The sequence below is a fragment of the Mesorhizobium sp. M1252 genome, assembly GCF_040318265.1.
Lineage (GTDB): Bacteria > Pseudomonadota > Alphaproteobacteria > Rhizobiales > Rhizobiaceae > Mesorhizobium.
Map to the genome: position 1 here is coordinate 1 of NZ_JAMYLX010000005.1, position 16,670 is coordinate 16,670.

A 16,670-nucleotide genomic window follows, 5' to 3' on the forward strand; every position below is an offset into this window, starting at 1 on the left:
GGGCCACCGCGATCCCCCCCCCCACGTGTACCCCCCCCCGCTCCAAACCCCCCCCCCCCCCCGCGGGGGGGGCGCCCCCCCCCCCCCCCTTCGTTTTCGCAGGCTTCGAAATCAGTCCTTTTCGAAGATGCGTGCCTTGGCGACGACGCCAGCGATTGCGCCGCCGATCAGCGGCGCAACGATGAACAGCCAGAGCTGGCTGAGGGCTGCGGCACCGGTAAACAGCGCCGGGCCGATCGAACGCGCCGGATTGAGCGAGGTGCCGGTCACCGGGATCATTGCGAAGTGCAGTCCGGCCAGCGTCAGGCCGATGACCAGGCCGGCGAACGCCGTCGAGTGCTTCTCGGCGGTGACGCCGAGGATGACGGTGACGAAGGTGAAGGTGCCGATCAGCTCCAACAGGAAGGCCGAACTCGTCCCCCATTTCGCCACGTCCCAGCCATTGGCGCCGAAACCGGTGGTGTGCCCGCCGGTCTGGCCGGAGACGATGATCCACAGCGCCAGCGAGGCCAGAATGGCGCCGATGATCTGCGCGATCCAGTAAGGAATCACACCCTTGGCCGGCAGCCGGCCGGCAAGGAAGACGCCGAGCGTGACGGCCGGGTTGAGATGTGCGCCTGAGATGGGACCCACCGCGTAAGCCGCCGCAATCAGGCCGATGCCGAACGCCAGGCCGATGGCTTCCTGGCCCAGCGGCAAGTCGGCGAGAAAGCCACCCGTCGCCACCGACGCCGTGCCGATAAACACCAATAGAAATGTCCCTAGAACTTCCGCAAGATACGTTTTCATTGCCCTCTCCTCGTATCGATCCGTCGGTCCGCTTTTCCGCGCCGCGAATCATGGCGCAAAGAGTATTCCCAACGCAAAAGCTTGGAAAGCAGAGCAATTGCGCCACAGATCGTGCTTACGGCGGCCAGTTACCAACATTAGAGACCTTGCATATATTTGAGATTTGTTATCGCCGGCGGGCGGACATTTGCCGGCGGGGAAAATCGTCGGCCGCGAGCGGAAGGCCTCGTCGCCGCGAAATTCAAGCGGGGTTCAATCTCGACGCGAAACGCTCTAAGAGCAGGCCGAAAGATACTGTGCTCGATAGATGGAATGACGAATGCGACTGGGCGGACGGCTGGCGGCAGCCATTGAAGTGCTGGACGACATTGGCCGGCGCCACCGGCCGGTGGCCGATGCGCTGAAAGATTGGGGCCTGTCGCATCGCTTTGCGGGCGGCGGCGACCGCGCGGCGATCGGCAACATCGTCTACGACGCGCTGCGCCACAAACGTTCCGCCGGCTGGCTTTTAGGTGAAGACACGCCCCGCACCATCGGCTTCGGCGCGCTGCTCATCGAATGGGGCCAGACGCCGCAATCGCTCAACGATGCGCTCCAGGGTGACAAGTTCGCGCCGCCGCTGCTCAGCGCCGCCGAGTTGCAGGCGCTGGCCGAGCGCCGGCCTGAAGACGCGCCGGAGGCGGTGCGGGCGGACATACCCGACTGGTGCGCGCCGCTCTTCGAACGATCCTTTGGCGCAGACTGGGTTGCGGAAGGGGCGGCTTTGGCGACCCGCCCGCCGCTCGACATCAGGGTCAATACGCTGCAATCCGACCGCGCCAAAGTGCTGGCCGAACTCGCCGACACTGGCGCCAAACCGGCTGCTATCGCGCCGCAAGGCATTCGCATCCCGCCCATCGACGGCGACGGCAGGCACCCGAACGTACAGGCCGAGCCGGCCTTCCAGAAAGGCTGGTTCGAGGTCCAGGACGAGGGTTCGCAGATCGTTGCCGCCCTTGCCGGCGCGCAGGCCGGCATGCAGGTGCTCGACTTCTGCGCCGGCGCCGGCGGCAAGACGCTGGCGCTGTCTGCGGCGATGGCCAACAAAGGCCAGGTCTTCGCCCATGATGCCGAAAAGGCGCGACTGGCGCCGATCTTCGACCGCCTCCGCCGTTCGGAAAACCGCAACGTGCAGGTCGTCACCAAGCCGGCTGAACTCAGCCCCCTCGTGGGCCATATGGACATTGTGCTGGTCGATGCGCCCTGCACCGGCAGCGGCACCTGGCGGCGCCGTCCCGACGCCAAATGGCGGCTGACGCAAAGACAGCTCGATGCCCGCAAGGGCGAGCAGTCGGCGATCCTCGACGCGGCCAAGGCCTATGTCAAACCGGGCGGCCTGCTGGTCTACATCACCTGTTCGGTGTTCGACGAGGAGAATGGCGAGCAGATCGCTGCCTTCCGCGAGCGGCACAAGGGCTTTGTCCCGGTCGATCATCGCGCGCTCTGGGATGCCAGCTTCCCCGGCCACGCAGCGGCCGCCCGGATCGGCAAGACAAGCGATATCTCGCTGTCGCCGGCGCTCAGCGGCACCGACGGGTTCCATTTCTGTGCGCTGCGTCGGGCGAATTGACGCTGCGATTGACAGGCTGACATAGCGCCAGTTGCAGATGCGCGGCGTCGGCCGCCAGACGGGGTAGAATTCTTGCAAAGATATGTGTCGCCTCTGCTTTTCCTCATTCTGGTGCTCGGCGGCGGCCTGTTGATCGGCTATGCGACGTTGCCGGGTGAATGGTATGCCTCGCTCGCCAAGCCGCCCTTCAACCCGCCCAACTGGGTCTTCGCGCCGGCCTGGACGCTCCTTTATGTCCTGATCGCCGTAGCCGGCTGGCGGACATGGGAGCGGGAACGAGCAGGCGCCGCGATGAAGATCTGGGCCCTCCAGCTTGTTCTGAACTTCGCCTGGTCGCCGACTTTCTTCGGCGCCAAACTGGTGGGGCCGGCACTGGTCGTGATCCTGGCTCTTCTCGCCAGCATTGCGCTGTTCATAGCCACGGTGTGGAACCGCGATCGGGTTTCCGGCTGGCTGTTTGCGCCCTATTCCCTATGGGTGGCCTTCGCCACCTTGCTCAATGCGTCGCTGCTCCTGTTGAACTGAGTGCTTTGCTGCAGTGCAGCAAAAGCATTTGCGTGGCGTTCAGGCGTCTGCGATAAGCTTTGCAGATAAATCAGGGCGATGGCCATGGCAGCAAAGATCGTACCCGCACCCGATTATGAGGACCGCGTCAGGGCGTCGTTCGCCCGCCAGCAGGCGATGGCGACCATTGGCGCCGAGCTGACCCTTGTGACGCCGGGCATCATCGAGATCGAAATGCCCTATTCGGCCGCACTCACGCAGCAGCATGGTTTCCTGCATGCCGGCGTGATTTCGACCGCACTGGACTCGGCTTGCGGCTACGCCGCGTTCTCGCTGATGCCGGAAAATTCCGGCGTGCTGACCATCGAGTTCAAGGTCAATCTCCTGGCGCCCGGCCGGGGCGAACGCTTCCTGTTCCGCGGCTCGGTGACCAAGCCCGGCCGCACCATCATCGTCGCCGACGGCCAGGCCTACGCCTTTGCCGCCGATGGCGAGGCCAAGCTGATCGCGACCATGACCGGCACGATGATGACGGTGGTTGGCCGTGACGGGATAGCAGGCTGATGGCCAAAATTACGCGAATTGGTGGCAAGGACGTCCTCTTCGTCATGGCGGCGCAGGCCGAGTACGGTCCGCATCTGCAAAAACTGTTCACGCCGCTGATGACGGGCGTCGGCCCGGTAGAGGCAGGTGTGCGGCTCGGCGCCGAACTGTCATGGCTGAAATCCGAGAAGGCGTTGCCCGATCTCGTCGTCTCGCTCGGCTCCGCCGGCAGCCGCACACTGGAGCAGACGGAAATCTACCAGGCGGTCTCGGTCAGCTATCGCGACATCGACGCTTCGCCGCTAGGCTTCGAAAAAGGCGCGACGCCGTTCCTCGACCTGCCGGTGACCGTCCCGCTATCATTCAGGATACCGGGCATTAAAGAAGCCAGCCTGTCGACCGGCGGCGCCATCATCACCGGCGCCGCCTACGACGCCATCGCCGCCGATATGGTCGACATGGAAACCTTCGCCTGCCTGCGCGCCTGCCAGTTGTTCGATGTCCCGCTTATCGGCCTGCGCGGCATTTCAGACGGTGCAGCCGATCTGCGCCACGTTGGCGACTGGACCGAATATCTGCATGTCATCGACGAGAAGCTGGCGGATGCGGTCGCTCGGCTCGAACAGGCCATCGGCTCCGGCACGCTACACAAGGAGCAGCCTGGGCAAGAGTCGGCGCCGCTCTGAAAGTCGGGTTGCGCACCCCATTGCGCCGACTCGTTTCTTTCTCTAAAGGCTCGCCATGACGACAGCCAATCATCCCGATACAGTCCTGATTGTCGATTTCGGCAGCCAGTTTACGCAACTCATCGCCCGCCGCATCCGCGAGGCTGGCGTGTTTTCCGAGATCGTGCCGTTCCAATCGGCCGAAGCTGCCTTCAAGCGCATCAATCCGAAAGCCGTGATCCTGTCGGGCGGTCCCGCCTCGACATCGGACATCGGCAGCCCGCGCGCGCCGCAGATCGTCTTCGATGCCGGCGTACCTGTGCTCGGTATCTGCTACGGCCAGATGGCCATTTGCGTGCAGATGGGCGGCGTCGCCGAAAGCTCGAACCATCGCGAATTCGGCCGCGCCTTCGTCGAGATCGAAAAGGACAGCCCGCTGTTCGAGGGCCTGTGGGCGCCAGGCCAGCGCCACCAGGTGTGGATGAGCCATGGCGACCGCGTCATCTCGCTGCCCAAGGGGTTCGAAGTCTTCGGCAAGTCGGAAGGCTCGCCTTTCGCCATCTTCGGCAACGTCGCGCGCAAGATGTACGGCATCATGTTCCACCCGGAAGTTGTGCATACGCCGGATGGCGCCAGGCTGCTGAGAAACTTCGTGCACAACATCGCCGGCATCGAAGGCGACTGGACGATGCGCGCCTATCGCGAGCATGCGGTCGAGACAATTCGCAAACAGGTCGGCAAGGGCAAGGTGATCTGCGCGCTGTCGGGCGGCGTGGATTCATCGGTCGCCGCACTTTTGATCCACGAAGCGGTCGGCGACCAGCTGACCTGCATTCTTGTCGACCATGGCCTGATGCGCAAGGACGAGGCCGCCGGCGTGGTGGCGATGTTCCGCCAGCACTACAATCTGCCGCTGATCCTGGTCGACGCGTCGGAAAAATTCATCTCGGCGCTGGAAGGCGAGTCCGACCCCGAGAAGAAGCGCAAGACCATCGGCCGGCTGTTCATCGAAGTGTTCGAGGAAGAGGCCAAGAAACTCGGCGGCGCCGATTTCCTGGCGCAAGGCACGCTCTATCCCGACGTCATCGAGAGCGTCTCCTTCACCGGCGGCCCGTCGGTGACCATCAAGTCGCACCACAATGTCGGCGGCCTGCCGGCGCGCATGAACATGCAGCTGGTCGAGCCGCTGCGCGAACTGTTCAAGGACGAGGTGAGGGCACTGGGCAAGGAACTCGGCCTGCCCGAAAGTTTTATTGGCCGCCATCCGTTCCCTGGACCAGGCCTTGCCATCCGCTGCCCCGGCGGTATCACCCGCGAAAAGCTCGAAATCCTGCGCGAGGCCGACGCCATCTATCTCGACGAGATCCGCAAGGCCGGCCTCTACGACGCCATCTGGCAGGCTTTCGCCGTGCTGCTTCCGGTGCAGACCGTCGGTGTGATGGGCGACGGCCGCACCTACGAATTCGTCTGCGCCCTGCGCGCCGTGACGTCCGTCGACGGCATGACCGCCGACTTCTACCACTACGACATGGCTTTCCTCGGCGCGGCGGCCACCCGCATCATCAACGAAGTCCGCGGCATCAACCGCGTCGTCTACGACGTGACGTCAAAGCCGCCAGGCACCATCGAGTGGGAATGATTTAGACCCACTCAAACGCCGCCGAGAACACGCCAATTTGCGACGTAACGCACTGAAAACAAAGATAAATCCTTTCAGGAACAATCAGCGACAATCGGCATGCAGCGATTGCCTTTGACGGACCGCCTGACGGACCTTCCGCATATTGCCCACCCGAATTTTTCTAAGTACCGTCAGAGTCGATGAGGCTCGTGACGGTACTTTTTTGTGCCTTAAGGCATTGAAGAAAAAAGGGATTTCCTGCCACGGAGCCTCGAAATTGTACTGACGGTACTTTTCAGGAGGCAAATGGGTATGTTGACGGACGCCGCCCTTAAAGCGCTGAAACCAAAAGGAAAAATCTACAAGATTGCTGACCGTGATGGCATGTACGTCCGCGTCATGCCCAGTGGCGCGATCTCGTTTCGGCTGGATTACAGGCTGAATGGACGCCGTGAGACGGTCTATCTAGGCAGATACGGCAGAGACGGAATCTCGCTCGCGTTGGCCCGAGAAAAGTGCCTCGACGCGAAGCGCGCTATCGGCGAGGGGCGATCGCCGGCGATAGAGAAGCAGCGCGACAAGCGCCGCCTGAAAGAGGCAAAGAGTTTTGGCGAATTCGGCGAGAAATGGCTCACAGCCGCGCCCATGGCCGACAGCACGCGCGCCATGCGGCGCGCCATTTTCGAACGGGAGCTTCTTCCGGTCTGGCGCAATCGTCTCCTGCCGGAAATCACGCCGGACGATCTCAGAGCACTATGCGGCGGCATCGTTGAACGCGGTGCTCCGGCGACAGCTATTCACGTGCGAGATATCGTGAAGCAGATTTACGGCTTTGCGATCCTGCATGGAGAGAAGGTCGCCAACCCAGCTGATGAAGTCGGACCCGCATCAATCGCGACTTTCGTCCCAAAGGACCGTTCGCTCTCGCCGTCCGAAATTCGCGTGATGCTGAAGCAGCTCGAGCACATCTCCACACTTCCCACGATCCGCTTGGGAATGCGGCTGTATCTGCTCACCATGGTGCGGAAGAGCGAGCTGCAGGATGCGGTGTGGGACGAGGTCGATTTCGAAAATGCGGTCTGGACCATTCCAAAGGAACGCATGAAGCGGTCGAAAGCGCACAACGTCTATCTGTCGCGCCAAGCGCTCGACATCATGATTGCCCTGAAGACCTGTGCGGGAAATTCCAGATACCTTCTTCCATCGCGGTACGATGCGGACGCCCCGATGTCGCGCGCTACGTTTAATCGGATCACTTACGCAGTCGTCGAACGGGCGAAGGCGAACGGACTGCCTCTGGAGCCGTTTACGGTTCATGACCTGCGGCGAACGGGCTCGACCCTGTTGAACGAACTTGGTTTCAACAGCGATTGGATCGAGAAATGCTTGGCGCACGAGGACGGGCGCTCGTCGCGCGGGGTCTATAACAAGGCCGAATACGAGGTGCAGCGCCGCCACATGATGCAGGAGTGGTCGGACATCTTGGATGCCTGGGTGAGTGGCAAGAAGCACGTCCCGACGCTCATCCCGCCGTCGATGCCGATCTTGGAGCCTGATCCCGCCCTCTGACCGGCCGGGCTCGGCGTTGCTTCAGATCCGGTTTGCGGGCGCGGAGAATTGGCTTTGAGCGGCGGGCCGCGAGCCATGCTTGAACCTCGCTCAGGTCCCAGACCACGCATCTCGGGGTTAAGGCGAAGCGTCGTGGAAATTCGCCCCGCTGCTCCATCTCGTATATCGTACTGTCTGCAAGCGGCACCATTTCGCGCAACTGATGCCTGCGGATTGTACGCTTCAGTGCTTCTTCATTCGACCTTGTCATCTCGTACTCCTTAGCTATGAGCCGAAATTGAAGGCGATTGTGTTCGATGGGAAAAGAGCCTCAGCTCGGACGCCGTATAATCGGCGGTTTCGACCTGTGAAAAGGACAGGTCCACCTACGCCGATGGCTCAACCGAAATGGAAAAATGACTGCCTCGTTCGTGATGTATTGAAGGGGATCCCTTCGCCGGTCGGGGGTTGGTAGCGGTAGAGCGCTACCGCCTTTCCCCCCACTCGGAGACCATGCGATATTTTCTACAGTGTCGGGCGTAGTGGGCCCTTCTCGGTGCTGCAAAGACCGGTAGGCAAAGGGAGAGTCTGACCCGGAAGCTATCCACGATGCGAACGGCAGCTTTGCGCCCCATATCAGACATTCCTGCCGTCCCGTCCTGCACCCAAAAGCCGACATCGCTAAATCCAGGGCACAGCCAGCTTTGCGCCAATCATCGTCGGACCGATGCAAGGCGGCAGTTCGCAGAGCATTGCGAAATGAGGCGAACTGGTGCGTGCTTGATACGAAGGTTGGGGCAGGCGATTTGAATCTAAGATGGTCGAGCAGTTCCTCGGGAGTTGGCATGCGACCGAGTCTATCCCCGCATAATACGATAGACAGTTGCATCACCCTCCACACCCCGAAGAGGCGCTTCAAACGCCTCGACGCGATGGCCGGCAAGCATTTCGCTAACCCCGGGCGCGGAATAGAGCGCTTCGGAAATGCAGATCTGTCCGGCTTCTGCTAGGGACTGCACGCGCGCGGCGACATTCACGGTCTGACCGAAGTAGTCGAGGTTGTCGTTGAGCGTCACGGCGATCGATGGGCCACAATGGGCTCCGATCTTCAGAATGATCCCCGGCCCGTCATGGTCGCCGTTGAAGCGATCGATTTCTTCAAAGATGTGGAGTGCAGCCGAAATCGCATCCGACGGCTGCGAGAATACAGCCATCACCGCATCGCCAATCGTCTTGACCACCGCGCCGCAATGTTGCTGAACCGCCGCGTTGACCAGAGCGAAATGCTCGCGGACCAAAGCATAGGCGTTGAGGTCACCAAGGCGCTCATACATGGCGGTCGAACCCTTGAGGTCCGTGAACAGGAAGGTGATCTGCCGGATACCGAGCCCCTCATTCTCGTCGACGCGTTCGGACCGGAAGAGCTGGCGGAAGGTTTGCCGTGCAAGCAGCGCTCCACCGGAAACATAAGGATCGAAATCGAGGGCCGGCTTGGTCGTCAACGCGACAAGCTCGGGCGGCCAGTTGATGACAAGCAGCGAACCACGCGCTGGCCCCCTATTTGCTACCTCTATAACGATCGGACCGGGTGGCACGGCGGGCAATGCCGGCAGGAAGCGTTTGCCGTCATAATCGATCTTCAGAACTGTGGGTGCCGACACCGGATCGCCTGATATTGGCACGGCGAATGCAGCCTGCGTCCGGACGTTGACTCCCGAAAGGGCGCCTAGTCCCAAGTCAGTGCGGAGCACTGTGATGGTGCCGGGCTGCAGAAACGTCATGCCCCGAACCAAGCCACGCAGAACGTCAAGAAAGCGAACGTCTTGCCCCGGTAGCCGCCCGTCATGTCCGAAGTGGAGCTTCCAGTGAAAATCCTCGACGGAAAGCGTCTGGGGATCGTGGTGCGGCAGGCGCCGTAACTTCGACGATACCGAGAAGGTGACCTCGATGAAGTCGTCTAGGTCGGTGTCGCCCGATACATCGCACAAGCCACAGACATAGTGGGTCTTCAGCGTGCGCAAGGCGCCGAAACTATCGAGCACCATCCCAGACTGGGGGCACAGCACATCCCAGCTCATGTCGAATAAGCCACAGCGGGCGGCATGAAGGAAGAGGTCGATCGCTTCAGGTTCGGCGATTGCGCGGTCGCGGGCGAAGGCCAGCGGATTGACACGATAGAGCGCCTGATCGTCGGCGCTCCTGATCAGCGTCTCGAATTTCGAGATGACGCGTGGGCTCCAGACTCGCGCCTGCTCTACTTTGGTCATCCTGCTTTCGAGAAGACGATCGTCGACTACCGTCACATCGGACCCTCAACCTTGCCGCCTTGCCGTGCGACAGCCTACTAAAAAACCAGCGCGATGCGAATGGATTGCCATCGAAAGCGTCTGCCGGCACAGCTGAGATGCTTATGCTCCTACTCGTCTAACCGACCATCCAAGGCATATCGATCGCCCCGAGCGATACAACGATCCCGAGGACCACCAAAGCAATGCCCAAACTACCTTCGAAGCGGCGGCCACGGGGCAGCAGCTTCTCGACGAAGACGAGCAGCGTCAAAAGCAACATCCAGGCGACGCTCATGACGCCGGTCGCGACCAGCACGGCAAACAGCGCCCAGCAGCAGCCAAAGCAATAGAGACCGTGGCGCAGCCCCATCTTGAGCGCGCCAACACGCCCGTCGCGCCAGTGCTGCGCAACGAAAGCGAGCGGCGAACGGCAATGGCTGAGGCAAATGTGCTTGAGGGTCGTGAATTGATAGAGCCCGGCGACGCCAAGCGTGGCACCGAGCGCGAGCGGTGCCCATTTCGCACGCTGGGGCGGATCGAGGCTCGTTGCAACGTCGCTACCGAACTGGACCAGGACATATACGACAAGGCCCGCCCCCGCCCAGACGAGCAGATAGCCCGCGACGAAGGTCCACGTCGGGATGGCCACATGTTGTTCGCGCCTAGCCTGCGCCGCCGCGAACATAAATATCATGGGCGCCGCGGCTGGCAGCATCATAGCCGCCATCATCACGGTCCACACAGCGAGAAAAGCGGCGGCGCCGGCAAATGACCAGTCGTCGGCGGCAATTCCGGCCATCGCCATGCCAGCCATGCCTTCCATACCCTCCATACCGCCGCGCGCGGCAATGCCCATGGGCATATCCATGCTGAATGTCTGGTAGAGGGTGAGCGTCCACGCCGCTGCCGTCAGCACGACGAGCGATGCGAGAAGGCCGAGCGGGATGCCGCGCAGATTCCGGGTGAACCGCCGCGATTTCCTGGGGAACGCGTCAGCCATTGTCACGCCCTAGTTCGGGCCGGTCCAGTCGAACGGAATGTGCTTGCTCGAGCGGGCCGTGCCAGTCCAGTCGAGCCCGAAGCCCTTGGTGCTCACCTCGACAGAACGCCCCCAGGTGGCAACCTGGCCCGGGCCGACCTCCGAACCCGGCGGGTTGATCGTCTGCACTCGCTTGCCGGGCGGGGTGGTGGGACCGGAAAGCGCCTCTGCGCGTCCAACGACGAGACCAGGAATTTCGACCCGCCAGGTGGCCAGGTCGCCCGCCACCTCGAAAGTGATCGGCACGAACTCCATGCCACGCATCTCCCCGATATTGGCGGCAAAACCCGCTGGCCAGCCGCCGGCGTGGCCGCCGAAGATCACCTGCAGGGCTTCGCGCTGCTGCTCATCAGCCTTCTCGTCCAGATACATGCCCATCACGGCCTTTGCCTCGCCGGCCCACAGATTGCCTTCAAACTCGCCGAGCGCCACCAGCGTCAGGCCGTCGAGCTTCACGCCGCCATACTGACCCTCGCGCACATGCCAGGCGAGCACGCCCTGGCAGTGATTGCCGGTTGGCCGCTGGGCGAACTCGCAAGGGCAAGGGATGTCGCAGCTGCAGATGTCGAACCAGTCGCCTGCGAGCCGCCATTGAGGCACTGCATTCATGGCTCATCCTCCGGAGATTGGGCCTAGTTATACGCCGAAGATTGGTCGCGCTCCAGCAGTTCGTGCGTCGCCACTGACTTTGATGGATTGGCCCCACCCCGGTGGTCGAGCTGTGCATGCCAAAACCTGCAGTTGGGGCGCTTCAGGTCCGGATCTCGACGACGGACGTGCCGGAGACGGCATCCGTCACGCCGAGCTCGGCGCCGAGATCCTCCAGCATATCGCGCATCGTATCGATAAGGCCGATCATATGCGGCCGGGCCGCGGCGAGGCTGTTCATGTCGTCCCATTCACCGACGACGCAGAAGGTCCGGTCGCCGGTCCTGACGAGCGCGGCTTTGCGGAAGCCCTTGACGTCGAGCGTTGCCTTCTTGTGCGCGTCGATGAAGGCCTGTTCCTTGCCGGGCTTGGTGCGAAACCGAACGACATTGTAAGCGGTCATGCCTTCCTCCAATCCATAGCCAAATTAATAAATCGACCAGGCTTACGGGCGAGCCTCCAGAACCATGTTGAACGGCGTCTCGGTGGCGCGACGGAAACGGCGGAAGCCGCCGCCGGTAACCACCTTGCGCAGCCTTGCCTCGCCCGCCTGGGCGCCGAGGCCGAGCCCAACCTCCTGCGATAGCGAGGCAGGCGTGCAGATGAAGGTCGAGGCGGCGTAATAGATGCGCCCGACCGGATTGAGGTTCGCTGAAAGCTTGTCATGAGCGAAGGGTTCGACGATCATCCATGTGCCGTCCGGCTTCAGTGCCTTGTGCACATGCCTGGCCGCACCCTCCGGATCGCCCATGTCGTGCAGGCAGTCGAAGAAGGCGACAAGACCGTAGGTGCCAGGAAAATCCTTGGCCGCCGCCACTTCGAAGCGGGTGTTGCCGGCGACGCCGGCCTCTCTGGCTGCGGCGCGCGCCCGTTCGACGACGGGGCATGATAGTCGAAGCCGGTGAAGCGCGAATTCGGGAATGCCTTGGCCATGAGCACGGTCGATGCGCCGTGGCCGCAGCCGACGTCGGCGACGTCTATGCCACGCTCCAGCTTCTCGACCGCGCCATCGAGCGCCGGCAGCCAGGAGCCGATCAGATTGGCGTTTTAGCCCGGGCGGAAGAACCGTTCCGTGCCGCGAAATAGGCAGGCGCTGTGATCGTGCCAGCCCAGGCCCTTGCCCGAACGAAACGCCTGCCGCACCTTTTCTTCGTCAAGCCATAGCGTCGAGACGACCTCGAAGGCGCCGGCCATGAAGGTGGGGCTGTCCTCGTTGACGAAGACCTGTTCCTGCTCGGGGCTGAGGTAGAAGCTGTCGCTGGCCTCGTCGTATTCGACATAGCCGGCGGCCGCCTGCGCCGAAAGCCATTCACGCACAAGCCGCTCCTGCGTGCCGGTGTTTGCGGCAAGCTGCCCGGCGGTCATCTTGCCGCCCTCGCTCATCGCCGAGAACAGGCCGAGCCTGTCTCCCAGCAGCACGGCCGCCCCGGTGGTGATGGCGCCGAGATCGCCGACCATCTTTCCCAGCAGGGCCTCCAGCTTTTCCTGGTCGGGCTGTTTGTCCTTGTTGCGCTCCAGCATCGGCTTTTCCTCCGGCTCGATCCCAAACATCGGCCCAAGGCTGGACGCCTGATCCCGCCGCCGGGATGGGCTGGCCATGGACAGCGGAGAAAGTTTACCTAAGGATAGCACCTGCCGATAATGCCGAGTTCTGATTGCGGCGATGCATGCCGGGCATCAGCGGGGATGTGTCATGGAAATGCACGAAATTCGTTATTTTCTGGCCGCCTGCCAAACGCTCAACTTTCGCCAGGCGGCGGACCTTGTGAATATCACTCAGCCTGCGCTCACCCGCGCCATACAGAAGCTGGAAGCGGAACTCGGCGGACTGCTCTTCCATCGCGACAAGGGCCATGTCCAGCTCAACGATTTCGGTCGCCTGATGCGGAGTCATCTCGACGAAATCGCGCAGCGCTCGGAGCATGCCAAGCGCACCGCCAGAAGCTTTCTGTCGCTCGAGACGGCGCCGGTGACGCTCGGCGTGATGTGCACTATCGGGCCGCTGCGCTTTATCGGCTTCCTCAATGCATTTCGCGAACGGTTTCCCGGAATCGAGGTGACCGTAATCGAAGGCGCCGCTGACCACCTCACCGACCTTTTGCTGCAAGGCAAGCTGGACATCGCGCTCTTGGCGCGCCCGGAGCCATTCGATCATCGGCTGAGGGCGGAGCAGGTCTATACGGAACGCTTCGGGCTCGCTTTCTCAACCGGGCATCCGTTCGAGACGCGGAATACGCTGCAACTGACGGATGTGCGCAACGAGCCCTATCTCGAGCGTATCAACTGCGAATATGGGAATCGCATCGACGAGCTCTGCCAAAACCTCGGCTTCGAGATCAAGAGCGCCTATCGCAGCGAGCGCGAGGACTGGATCCTGGCTATGGTAGCCGCGGGAATGGGCGTCTGCTTCATCGCGGAATTCTCCGCCAGCCAGCCGGGCGTCTGCCACAGGCTGGTCGTCGACCCAGAGATCGTGCGCGAGGTGTCACTGGTCTCCGTCGCGGATCGACTGCCTTCGCCCGCCATCTCTGCATTTGCCAAGGCGGTGATGGAGTATGACTGGCACATACCGATGACGGCGGGATCGACTGGTCTCTAAGTCCACAGTCCGCCTTCCGCGTCAGCAAACATGCGCCATACGATCACATCTTCGTGTCGATGTAACTGACCGCAATGTCGGGCGAACCCACGAATGGGGCAACTGTGCCCCGCAAAAATGGGAGTATTCCGAATGCATTCGTTGAAAATCTTCGTCGCCGCCAGCATTGCCGCTCTTTGCGCCTCGCAAGCATTCGCCGAGGACACGATGGGCACGATGTCCATGATGAAGGGCGGGCAAGTGACAGCCGTCATGCCCGACGGGCATATGGGCACCATGATGCCGGACGCCAAGATGAGCGCCGAAATGATGAAAATGGCCAAGCCGATCAAGCATTGCATGATGATGATGACCGACGCCAAGGGCAAAACCTACATGGTCGATACATCGACCAAGAAGGCCCAGGCCGAGTGTGAAAAAATGGCGATGTGAGGAGCCATCGCGCCCGTCAATGCTTCCATCCCGCCGGCACGCGCGCCGGCGGGATGTCCCATCGATCCTCCGCCATCGAGACCATGTCACTGCCGTGGTTGCTGTCCTCGCCAGCCAAAGCTGTTGCTTCGCAAGGTTGATCGGCTCGGTGGGTGTGTTAGGCCGGGTCTATTACGAAGGGACCCAACATGGCACGCATATCGCGACGACATCCGATGCTGCGACGCTCGCAGGCGATGTGGGTTTCGCGTCGCGTCTGGCAGCCGCGCATTGTCTTCTGGGCAGGCGCCATTTCGATCGGACTGATCAGCGTGCTGTTCGCGGTGCTTGCCGATCAAGCGCAGGCGCTATTCCATTCCGTCATCGACACCGATAGCGGCTGGCGCTTTTACCTGCCACTCGTGCTGACGCCGCTCGGCTTCGTTCTCTGCGCCTGGCTTGCGCATTCCTTCTTTCCAGGCTCGCAGGGCAGCGGCATTCCGCAGGCGATCGCCGCGCGCCATCTGCGTGATGACGACGACCGCGGCCATATCCTGTCGTTGCGGCTGGTAGTGGGCAAGATCGCGCTCACCGTCGTCGGTCTAGGTTGCGGGGCCTCGATTGGCCGCGAGGGACCGACAGTGCAGGTCGGCGCCTCTCTGATGCTGCAGGTCGCGCGCTGGGGTGGCATGGCGCAGGCGCGCGGGCTGATCCTGGCCGGGTCGGCGGCAGGCATAGCGGCAGCCTTCAACACACCGCTTGCCGGCATTGTCTTCGCTATCGAAGAGATGGGTCGCGCCTATGAATCTCGGACCAATGGGCTGGTGTTAACGGCGGTGATCCTCGCTGGACTTGCCTCGTTGGGCCTGGTCGGAAACTACACTTACTTCGGAGTCGCCAAAGAAACAGTGGCCTTTGCCAGCGACTGGCCGCTGGTGCTTGCCTGTGGCATCATCGGCGGCGGTGTCGGCGCGCTATTTTCTCTGCTGGCGCTGAACGCGATGCGCCGCATCCGGCGCTGGAACGCGTTCCAGCCGCTCTGGCGCACAATGGTTGTGGCAGGCATTTGCGGGCTGGCGGTGGCCGCGATCGGGATCGCCTCGAATGGCCTCACCTTCGGCACCGGCTATGCGCAGGCGCGGGGAGCCATCGAAGGCACGCCGCTGCCGGCGTTCTTCTTTGCTGGGAAATTCGCAGCTGGCCTGCTCTCGATGGTTTCGGGCATTCCGGGCGGCATCTTCGCGCCATCGCTGGCCGTAGGAGCCGGCCTTGGCAGCACGCTTGGCCTACTCCTCGGCGGCGCCACCGGCACCGCTGCGCTGCTTGGCATGGCCGGCTATTTCGCCGGCGTTGTGCAGGCTCCGATGACAGCCTTCGTCATCATCCTCGAAATGACCGGCAACCACGACAATGTCATTGCGCTGATGTGCGCATCGATGCTGGGCTATGGGACAGCGCGATTGATTTCGAACGAGCCGCTCTACCACGCCCTATCTCGCCTTTTCATCGCCGAGGCGATCCGGCGGAGAAGATCCAGAAATCTCGAAACATCCGGCTCTGCCGCTTGGAGCCCAGCTTGAGTTTGTCGATTGAAAGACATGCTGGCGAACTTTCTTGTGGATCCGGTGTGCGAGAATCAACATCGTCTGAAGAGGCGAGACGACTTGCATAAATCCGTATTCGCCCCGCGGCGAGTGCCCGTTACGGCCTCACAGCAACGCGACCGTTGCCGGAGTTAGTGGCGACGGCAAGACCGAAGATCGATACGTCAACCTTTGAGGTGCACCTAGCTCAGGTGAGAGGTGTTAGCTTAGGAACGGCGGACTGCGACGCGGTGTCCAGTGGGTTGGACAAGGCTCCTTCATCCAGCTTTCAGTGCACGGGTGAAGATGCACATCAGGTCAGCCTCCTCGACTGAAATATTCAGGTTTTGGAGGCCGAAGAGATTCGATCGGCTATATAGTCGAGTGAGAAAACCCCAGCACCACGCGTAAGCACCAGCAGCAACAGCGATGCCCACAGCAGATGCTCGGCCCAGTTCTCAGGGAACACGAAGATCTGGATAACCGAAACGACGCCGAGCAGCATCAGCGCGCCGAGACGCGAGAACAGCCCCAGGAAAAGCAGCACCGCCCCGGTGATCTCTGCCGTTGTCGCCAGCGGCGCCGCGATCGACGGATCGATGAGGGGTAGATTGTATTCGCTGGCGAACAGCTGCAGCGTCACCGGCCAAGACGCCAGCTTCGATTGTGCAGACTGCCAGAAGACATGCGCAATCGCCACTCGAGCCGCGAGCTGGACCAGCGAAAATGGTATACGCTCCGGCAAGCTGATCACTCGTCGGTAAACACCAACAAGGCCGGCAGGGCGAGGCGTGGAATATTCTGGTATCGCAGTCATGATCGT

At 62.0% G+C, this 16,670-nt stretch carries 16 protein-coding genes and 1 pseudogene; 9 read left to right on the plus strand and 8 right to left on the minus strand.

The genetic code is table 11. The annotated features are described in order from the left end of the window. Nucleotides 1-111: 111 nt before the first annotated feature. Nucleotides 112-789 carry an MIP family channel protein gene (locus NKH22_RS11755; protein WP_352909598.1) on the minus strand — a complete coding sequence of 226 codons (678 nt, stop codon included), beginning with the start codon at nucleotides 787-789 and terminating at the stop codon, nucleotides 112-114. 319 nt (nucleotides 790-1,108) lie between these two features. Between NKH22_RS11755 and NKH22_RS11760 the strand changes: the two genes are divergently transcribed. The 6 genes from NKH22_RS11760 (at nucleotide 1,109) to NKH22_RS11785 (ending at nucleotide 7,300) form a co-directional block, all read left to right on the plus strand. Beyond that, nucleotides 1,109-2,398 (plus strand): RsmB/NOP family class I SAM-dependent RNA methyltransferase, encoded by a 1,290-nt coding sequence (locus tag NKH22_RS11760; RefSeq protein WP_023701301.1) that lies wholly within the window; start codon nucleotides 1,109-1,111, stop codon nucleotides 2,396-2,398. 84 nt (nucleotides 2,399-2,482) lie between these two features. Next, the gene (locus NKH22_RS11765; protein WP_245261809.1) at nucleotides 2,483-2,923 is read left to right on the plus strand and encodes a TspO/MBR family protein; all 441 of its coding nucleotides are present in this window, start codon (nucleotides 2,483-2,485) and stop codon (nucleotides 2,921-2,923) included. 84 nt (nucleotides 2,924-3,007) lie between these two features. Further along, on the plus strand, nucleotides 3,008-3,466 hold the full coding sequence (locus NKH22_RS11770; protein ID WP_023686843.1) for a PaaI family thioesterase: 459 nt from the start codon (nucleotides 3,008-3,010) through the stop codon (nucleotides 3,464-3,466). Beyond that, entirely contained in the window at nucleotides 3,466-4,131 is a 666-nt protein-coding gene (locus NKH22_RS11775; protein ID WP_023745697.1) for a 5'-methylthioadenosine/S-adenosylhomocysteine nucleosidase, read from the plus strand. The genes NKH22_RS11770 and NKH22_RS11775 overlap by 1 nt, the downstream gene beginning before the upstream one ends. Nucleotides 4,132-4,186: 55 nt before the next feature. After that, nucleotides 4,187-5,749: a glutamine-hydrolyzing GMP synthase gene (guaA, locus tag NKH22_RS11780; protein WP_023707954.1), complete on the plus strand. Its 1,563-nt coding sequence runs from the start codon at nucleotides 4,187-4,189 to the stop codon at nucleotides 5,747-5,749. Between the two features lie 294 nt (nucleotides 5,750-6,043). After that, nucleotides 6,044-7,300 carry a tyrosine-type recombinase/integrase gene (locus NKH22_RS11785; protein WP_352909600.1) on the plus strand — a complete coding sequence of 419 codons (1,257 nt, stop codon included), beginning with the start codon at nucleotides 6,044-6,046 and terminating at the stop codon, nucleotides 7,298-7,300. On the opposite strand, the gene NKH22_RS11790 is transcribed toward NKH22_RS11785, so the two are convergent. The 6 genes and pseudogenes from NKH22_RS11790 to NKH22_RS11815 form a co-directional block, all read right to left on the minus strand. Then, entirely contained in the window at nucleotides 7,254-7,550 is a 297-nt protein-coding gene (locus NKH22_RS11790) for a helix-turn-helix transcriptional regulator (protein WP_352712615.1), read from the minus strand. The genes NKH22_RS11785 and NKH22_RS11790 overlap by 47 nt on opposite strands. A gap of 586 nt (nucleotides 7,551-8,136) precedes the next feature. Then, nucleotides 8,137-9,582: an adenylate/guanylate cyclase domain-containing protein gene (locus NKH22_RS11795; protein ID WP_023686294.1), complete on the minus strand. Its 1,446-nt coding sequence runs from the start codon at nucleotides 9,580-9,582 to the stop codon at nucleotides 8,137-8,139. 121 nt (nucleotides 9,583-9,703) lie between these two features. After that, a complete protein-coding gene (locus tag NKH22_RS11800) occupies nucleotides 9,704-10,567 on the minus strand; it encodes a DUF2182 domain-containing protein (RefSeq protein ID WP_245261700.1) in 864 nt (287 codons plus the stop codon). A 9-nt stretch (nucleotides 10,568-10,576) separates the two neighbouring features. Next, a complete protein-coding gene (locus tag NKH22_RS11805; protein ID WP_023683386.1) occupies nucleotides 10,577-11,215 on the minus strand; it encodes a DUF1326 domain-containing protein in 639 nt (212 codons plus the stop codon). 142 nt (nucleotides 11,216-11,357) lie between these two features. Next, nucleotides 11,358-11,657: a putative quinol monooxygenase gene (locus NKH22_RS11810; RefSeq protein WP_352909603.1), complete on the minus strand. Its 300-nt coding sequence runs from the start codon at nucleotides 11,655-11,657 to the stop codon at nucleotides 11,358-11,360. Nucleotides 11,658-11,699: 42 nt separating this feature from the next. Then, nucleotides 11,700-12,775, minus strand: a pseudogene (locus NKH22_RS11815) (class I SAM-dependent methyltransferase). A 172-nt stretch (nucleotides 12,776-12,947) separates the two neighbouring features. On the opposite strand from NKH22_RS11815, the gene NKH22_RS11820 reads away from it, so the two are divergent. The 3 genes from NKH22_RS11820 to NKH22_RS11830 all read left to right on the plus strand — a co-directional run bounded on the left by NKH22_RS11820 (nucleotide 12,948) and on the right by NKH22_RS11830 (nucleotide 15,844). Beyond that, entirely contained in the window at nucleotides 12,948-13,853 is a 906-nt protein-coding gene (locus NKH22_RS11820; RefSeq protein WP_023683382.1) for a LysR family transcriptional regulator, read from the plus strand. A 132-nt stretch (nucleotides 13,854-13,985) separates the two neighbouring features. Then, the gene (locus NKH22_RS11825; protein WP_023683381.1) at nucleotides 13,986-14,285 is read left to right on the plus strand and encodes a hypothetical protein; all 300 of its coding nucleotides are present in this window, start codon (nucleotides 13,986-13,988) and stop codon (nucleotides 14,283-14,285) included. A gap of 188 nt (nucleotides 14,286-14,473) precedes the next feature. Further along, nucleotides 14,474-15,844, plus strand: a complete 1,371-nt coding sequence (locus NKH22_RS11830) for a chloride channel protein (RefSeq protein ID WP_023691684.1) — start codon at nucleotides 14,474-14,476, stop codon at nucleotides 15,842-15,844. Between the two features lie 343 nt (nucleotides 15,845-16,187). Here the strand turns inward: NKH22_RS11830 and NKH22_RS11835 are convergent, their stop codons facing one another. Continuing rightward, nucleotides 16,188-16,664, minus strand: a complete 477-nt coding sequence (locus NKH22_RS11835; RefSeq protein WP_023686290.1) for a DoxX family protein — start codon at nucleotides 16,662-16,664, stop codon at nucleotides 16,188-16,190. Nucleotides 16,665-16,670: the final 6 nt, after the last annotated feature.

Excerpts from the sequence above, each read along its gene's own strand:
- guaA (WP_023707954.1), top strand. The coding sequence starts at position 4,187 with ATGACGACAGCCAATCATCCCGATACAGTCCTGATTGTCGATTTCGGC.
- NKH22_RS11825 (WP_023683381.1), top strand. The coding sequence starts at position 13,986 with ATGCATTCGTTGAAAATCTTCGTCGCCGCCAGCATTGCCGCTCTTTGC.
- NKH22_RS11785 (WP_352909600.1), top strand. The coding sequence starts at position 6,044 with ATGTTGACGGACGCCGCCCTTAAAGCGCTGAAACCAAAAGGAAAAATC.
- NKH22_RS11830 (WP_023691684.1), top strand. The coding sequence starts at position 14,474 with ATGGCACGCATATCGCGACGACATCCGATGCTGCGACGCTCGCAGGCG.
- NKH22_RS11805 (WP_023683386.1), bottom strand. The coding sequence starts at position 11,215 with ATGAATGCAGTGCCTCAATGGCGGCTCGCAGGCGACTGGTTCGACATC.
- NKH22_RS11800 (WP_245261700.1), bottom strand. The coding sequence starts at position 10,567 with ATGGCTGACGCGTTCCCCAGGAAATCGCGGCGGTTCACCCGGAATCTG.
- NKH22_RS11810 (WP_352909603.1), bottom strand. The coding sequence starts at position 11,657 with ATGACCGCTTACAATGTCGTTCGGTTTCGCACCAAGCCCGGCAAGGAA.
- NKH22_RS11820 (WP_023683382.1), top strand. The coding sequence starts at position 12,948 with ATGGAAATGCACGAAATTCGTTATTTTCTGGCCGCCTGCCAAACGCTC.
- NKH22_RS11760 (WP_023701301.1), top strand. The coding sequence starts at position 1,109 with ATGCGACTGGGCGGACGGCTGGCGGCAGCCATTGAAGTGCTGGACGAC.
- NKH22_RS11835 (WP_023686290.1), bottom strand. The coding sequence starts at position 16,664 with ATGACTGCGATACCAGAATATTCCACGCCTCGCCCTGCCGGCCTTGTT.
- NKH22_RS11770 (WP_023686843.1), top strand. The coding sequence starts at position 3,008 with ATGGCAGCAAAGATCGTACCCGCACCCGATTATGAGGACCGCGTCAGG.
- NKH22_RS11755 (WP_352909598.1), bottom strand. The coding sequence starts at position 789 with ATGAAAACGTATCTTGCGGAAGTTCTAGGGACATTTCTATTGGTGTTT.
- NKH22_RS11775 (WP_023745697.1), top strand. The coding sequence starts at position 3,466 with ATGGCCAAAATTACGCGAATTGGTGGCAAGGACGTCCTCTTCGTCATG.
- NKH22_RS11790 (WP_352712615.1), bottom strand. The coding sequence starts at position 7,550 with ATGACAAGGTCGAATGAAGAAGCACTGAAGCGTACAATCCGCAGGCAT.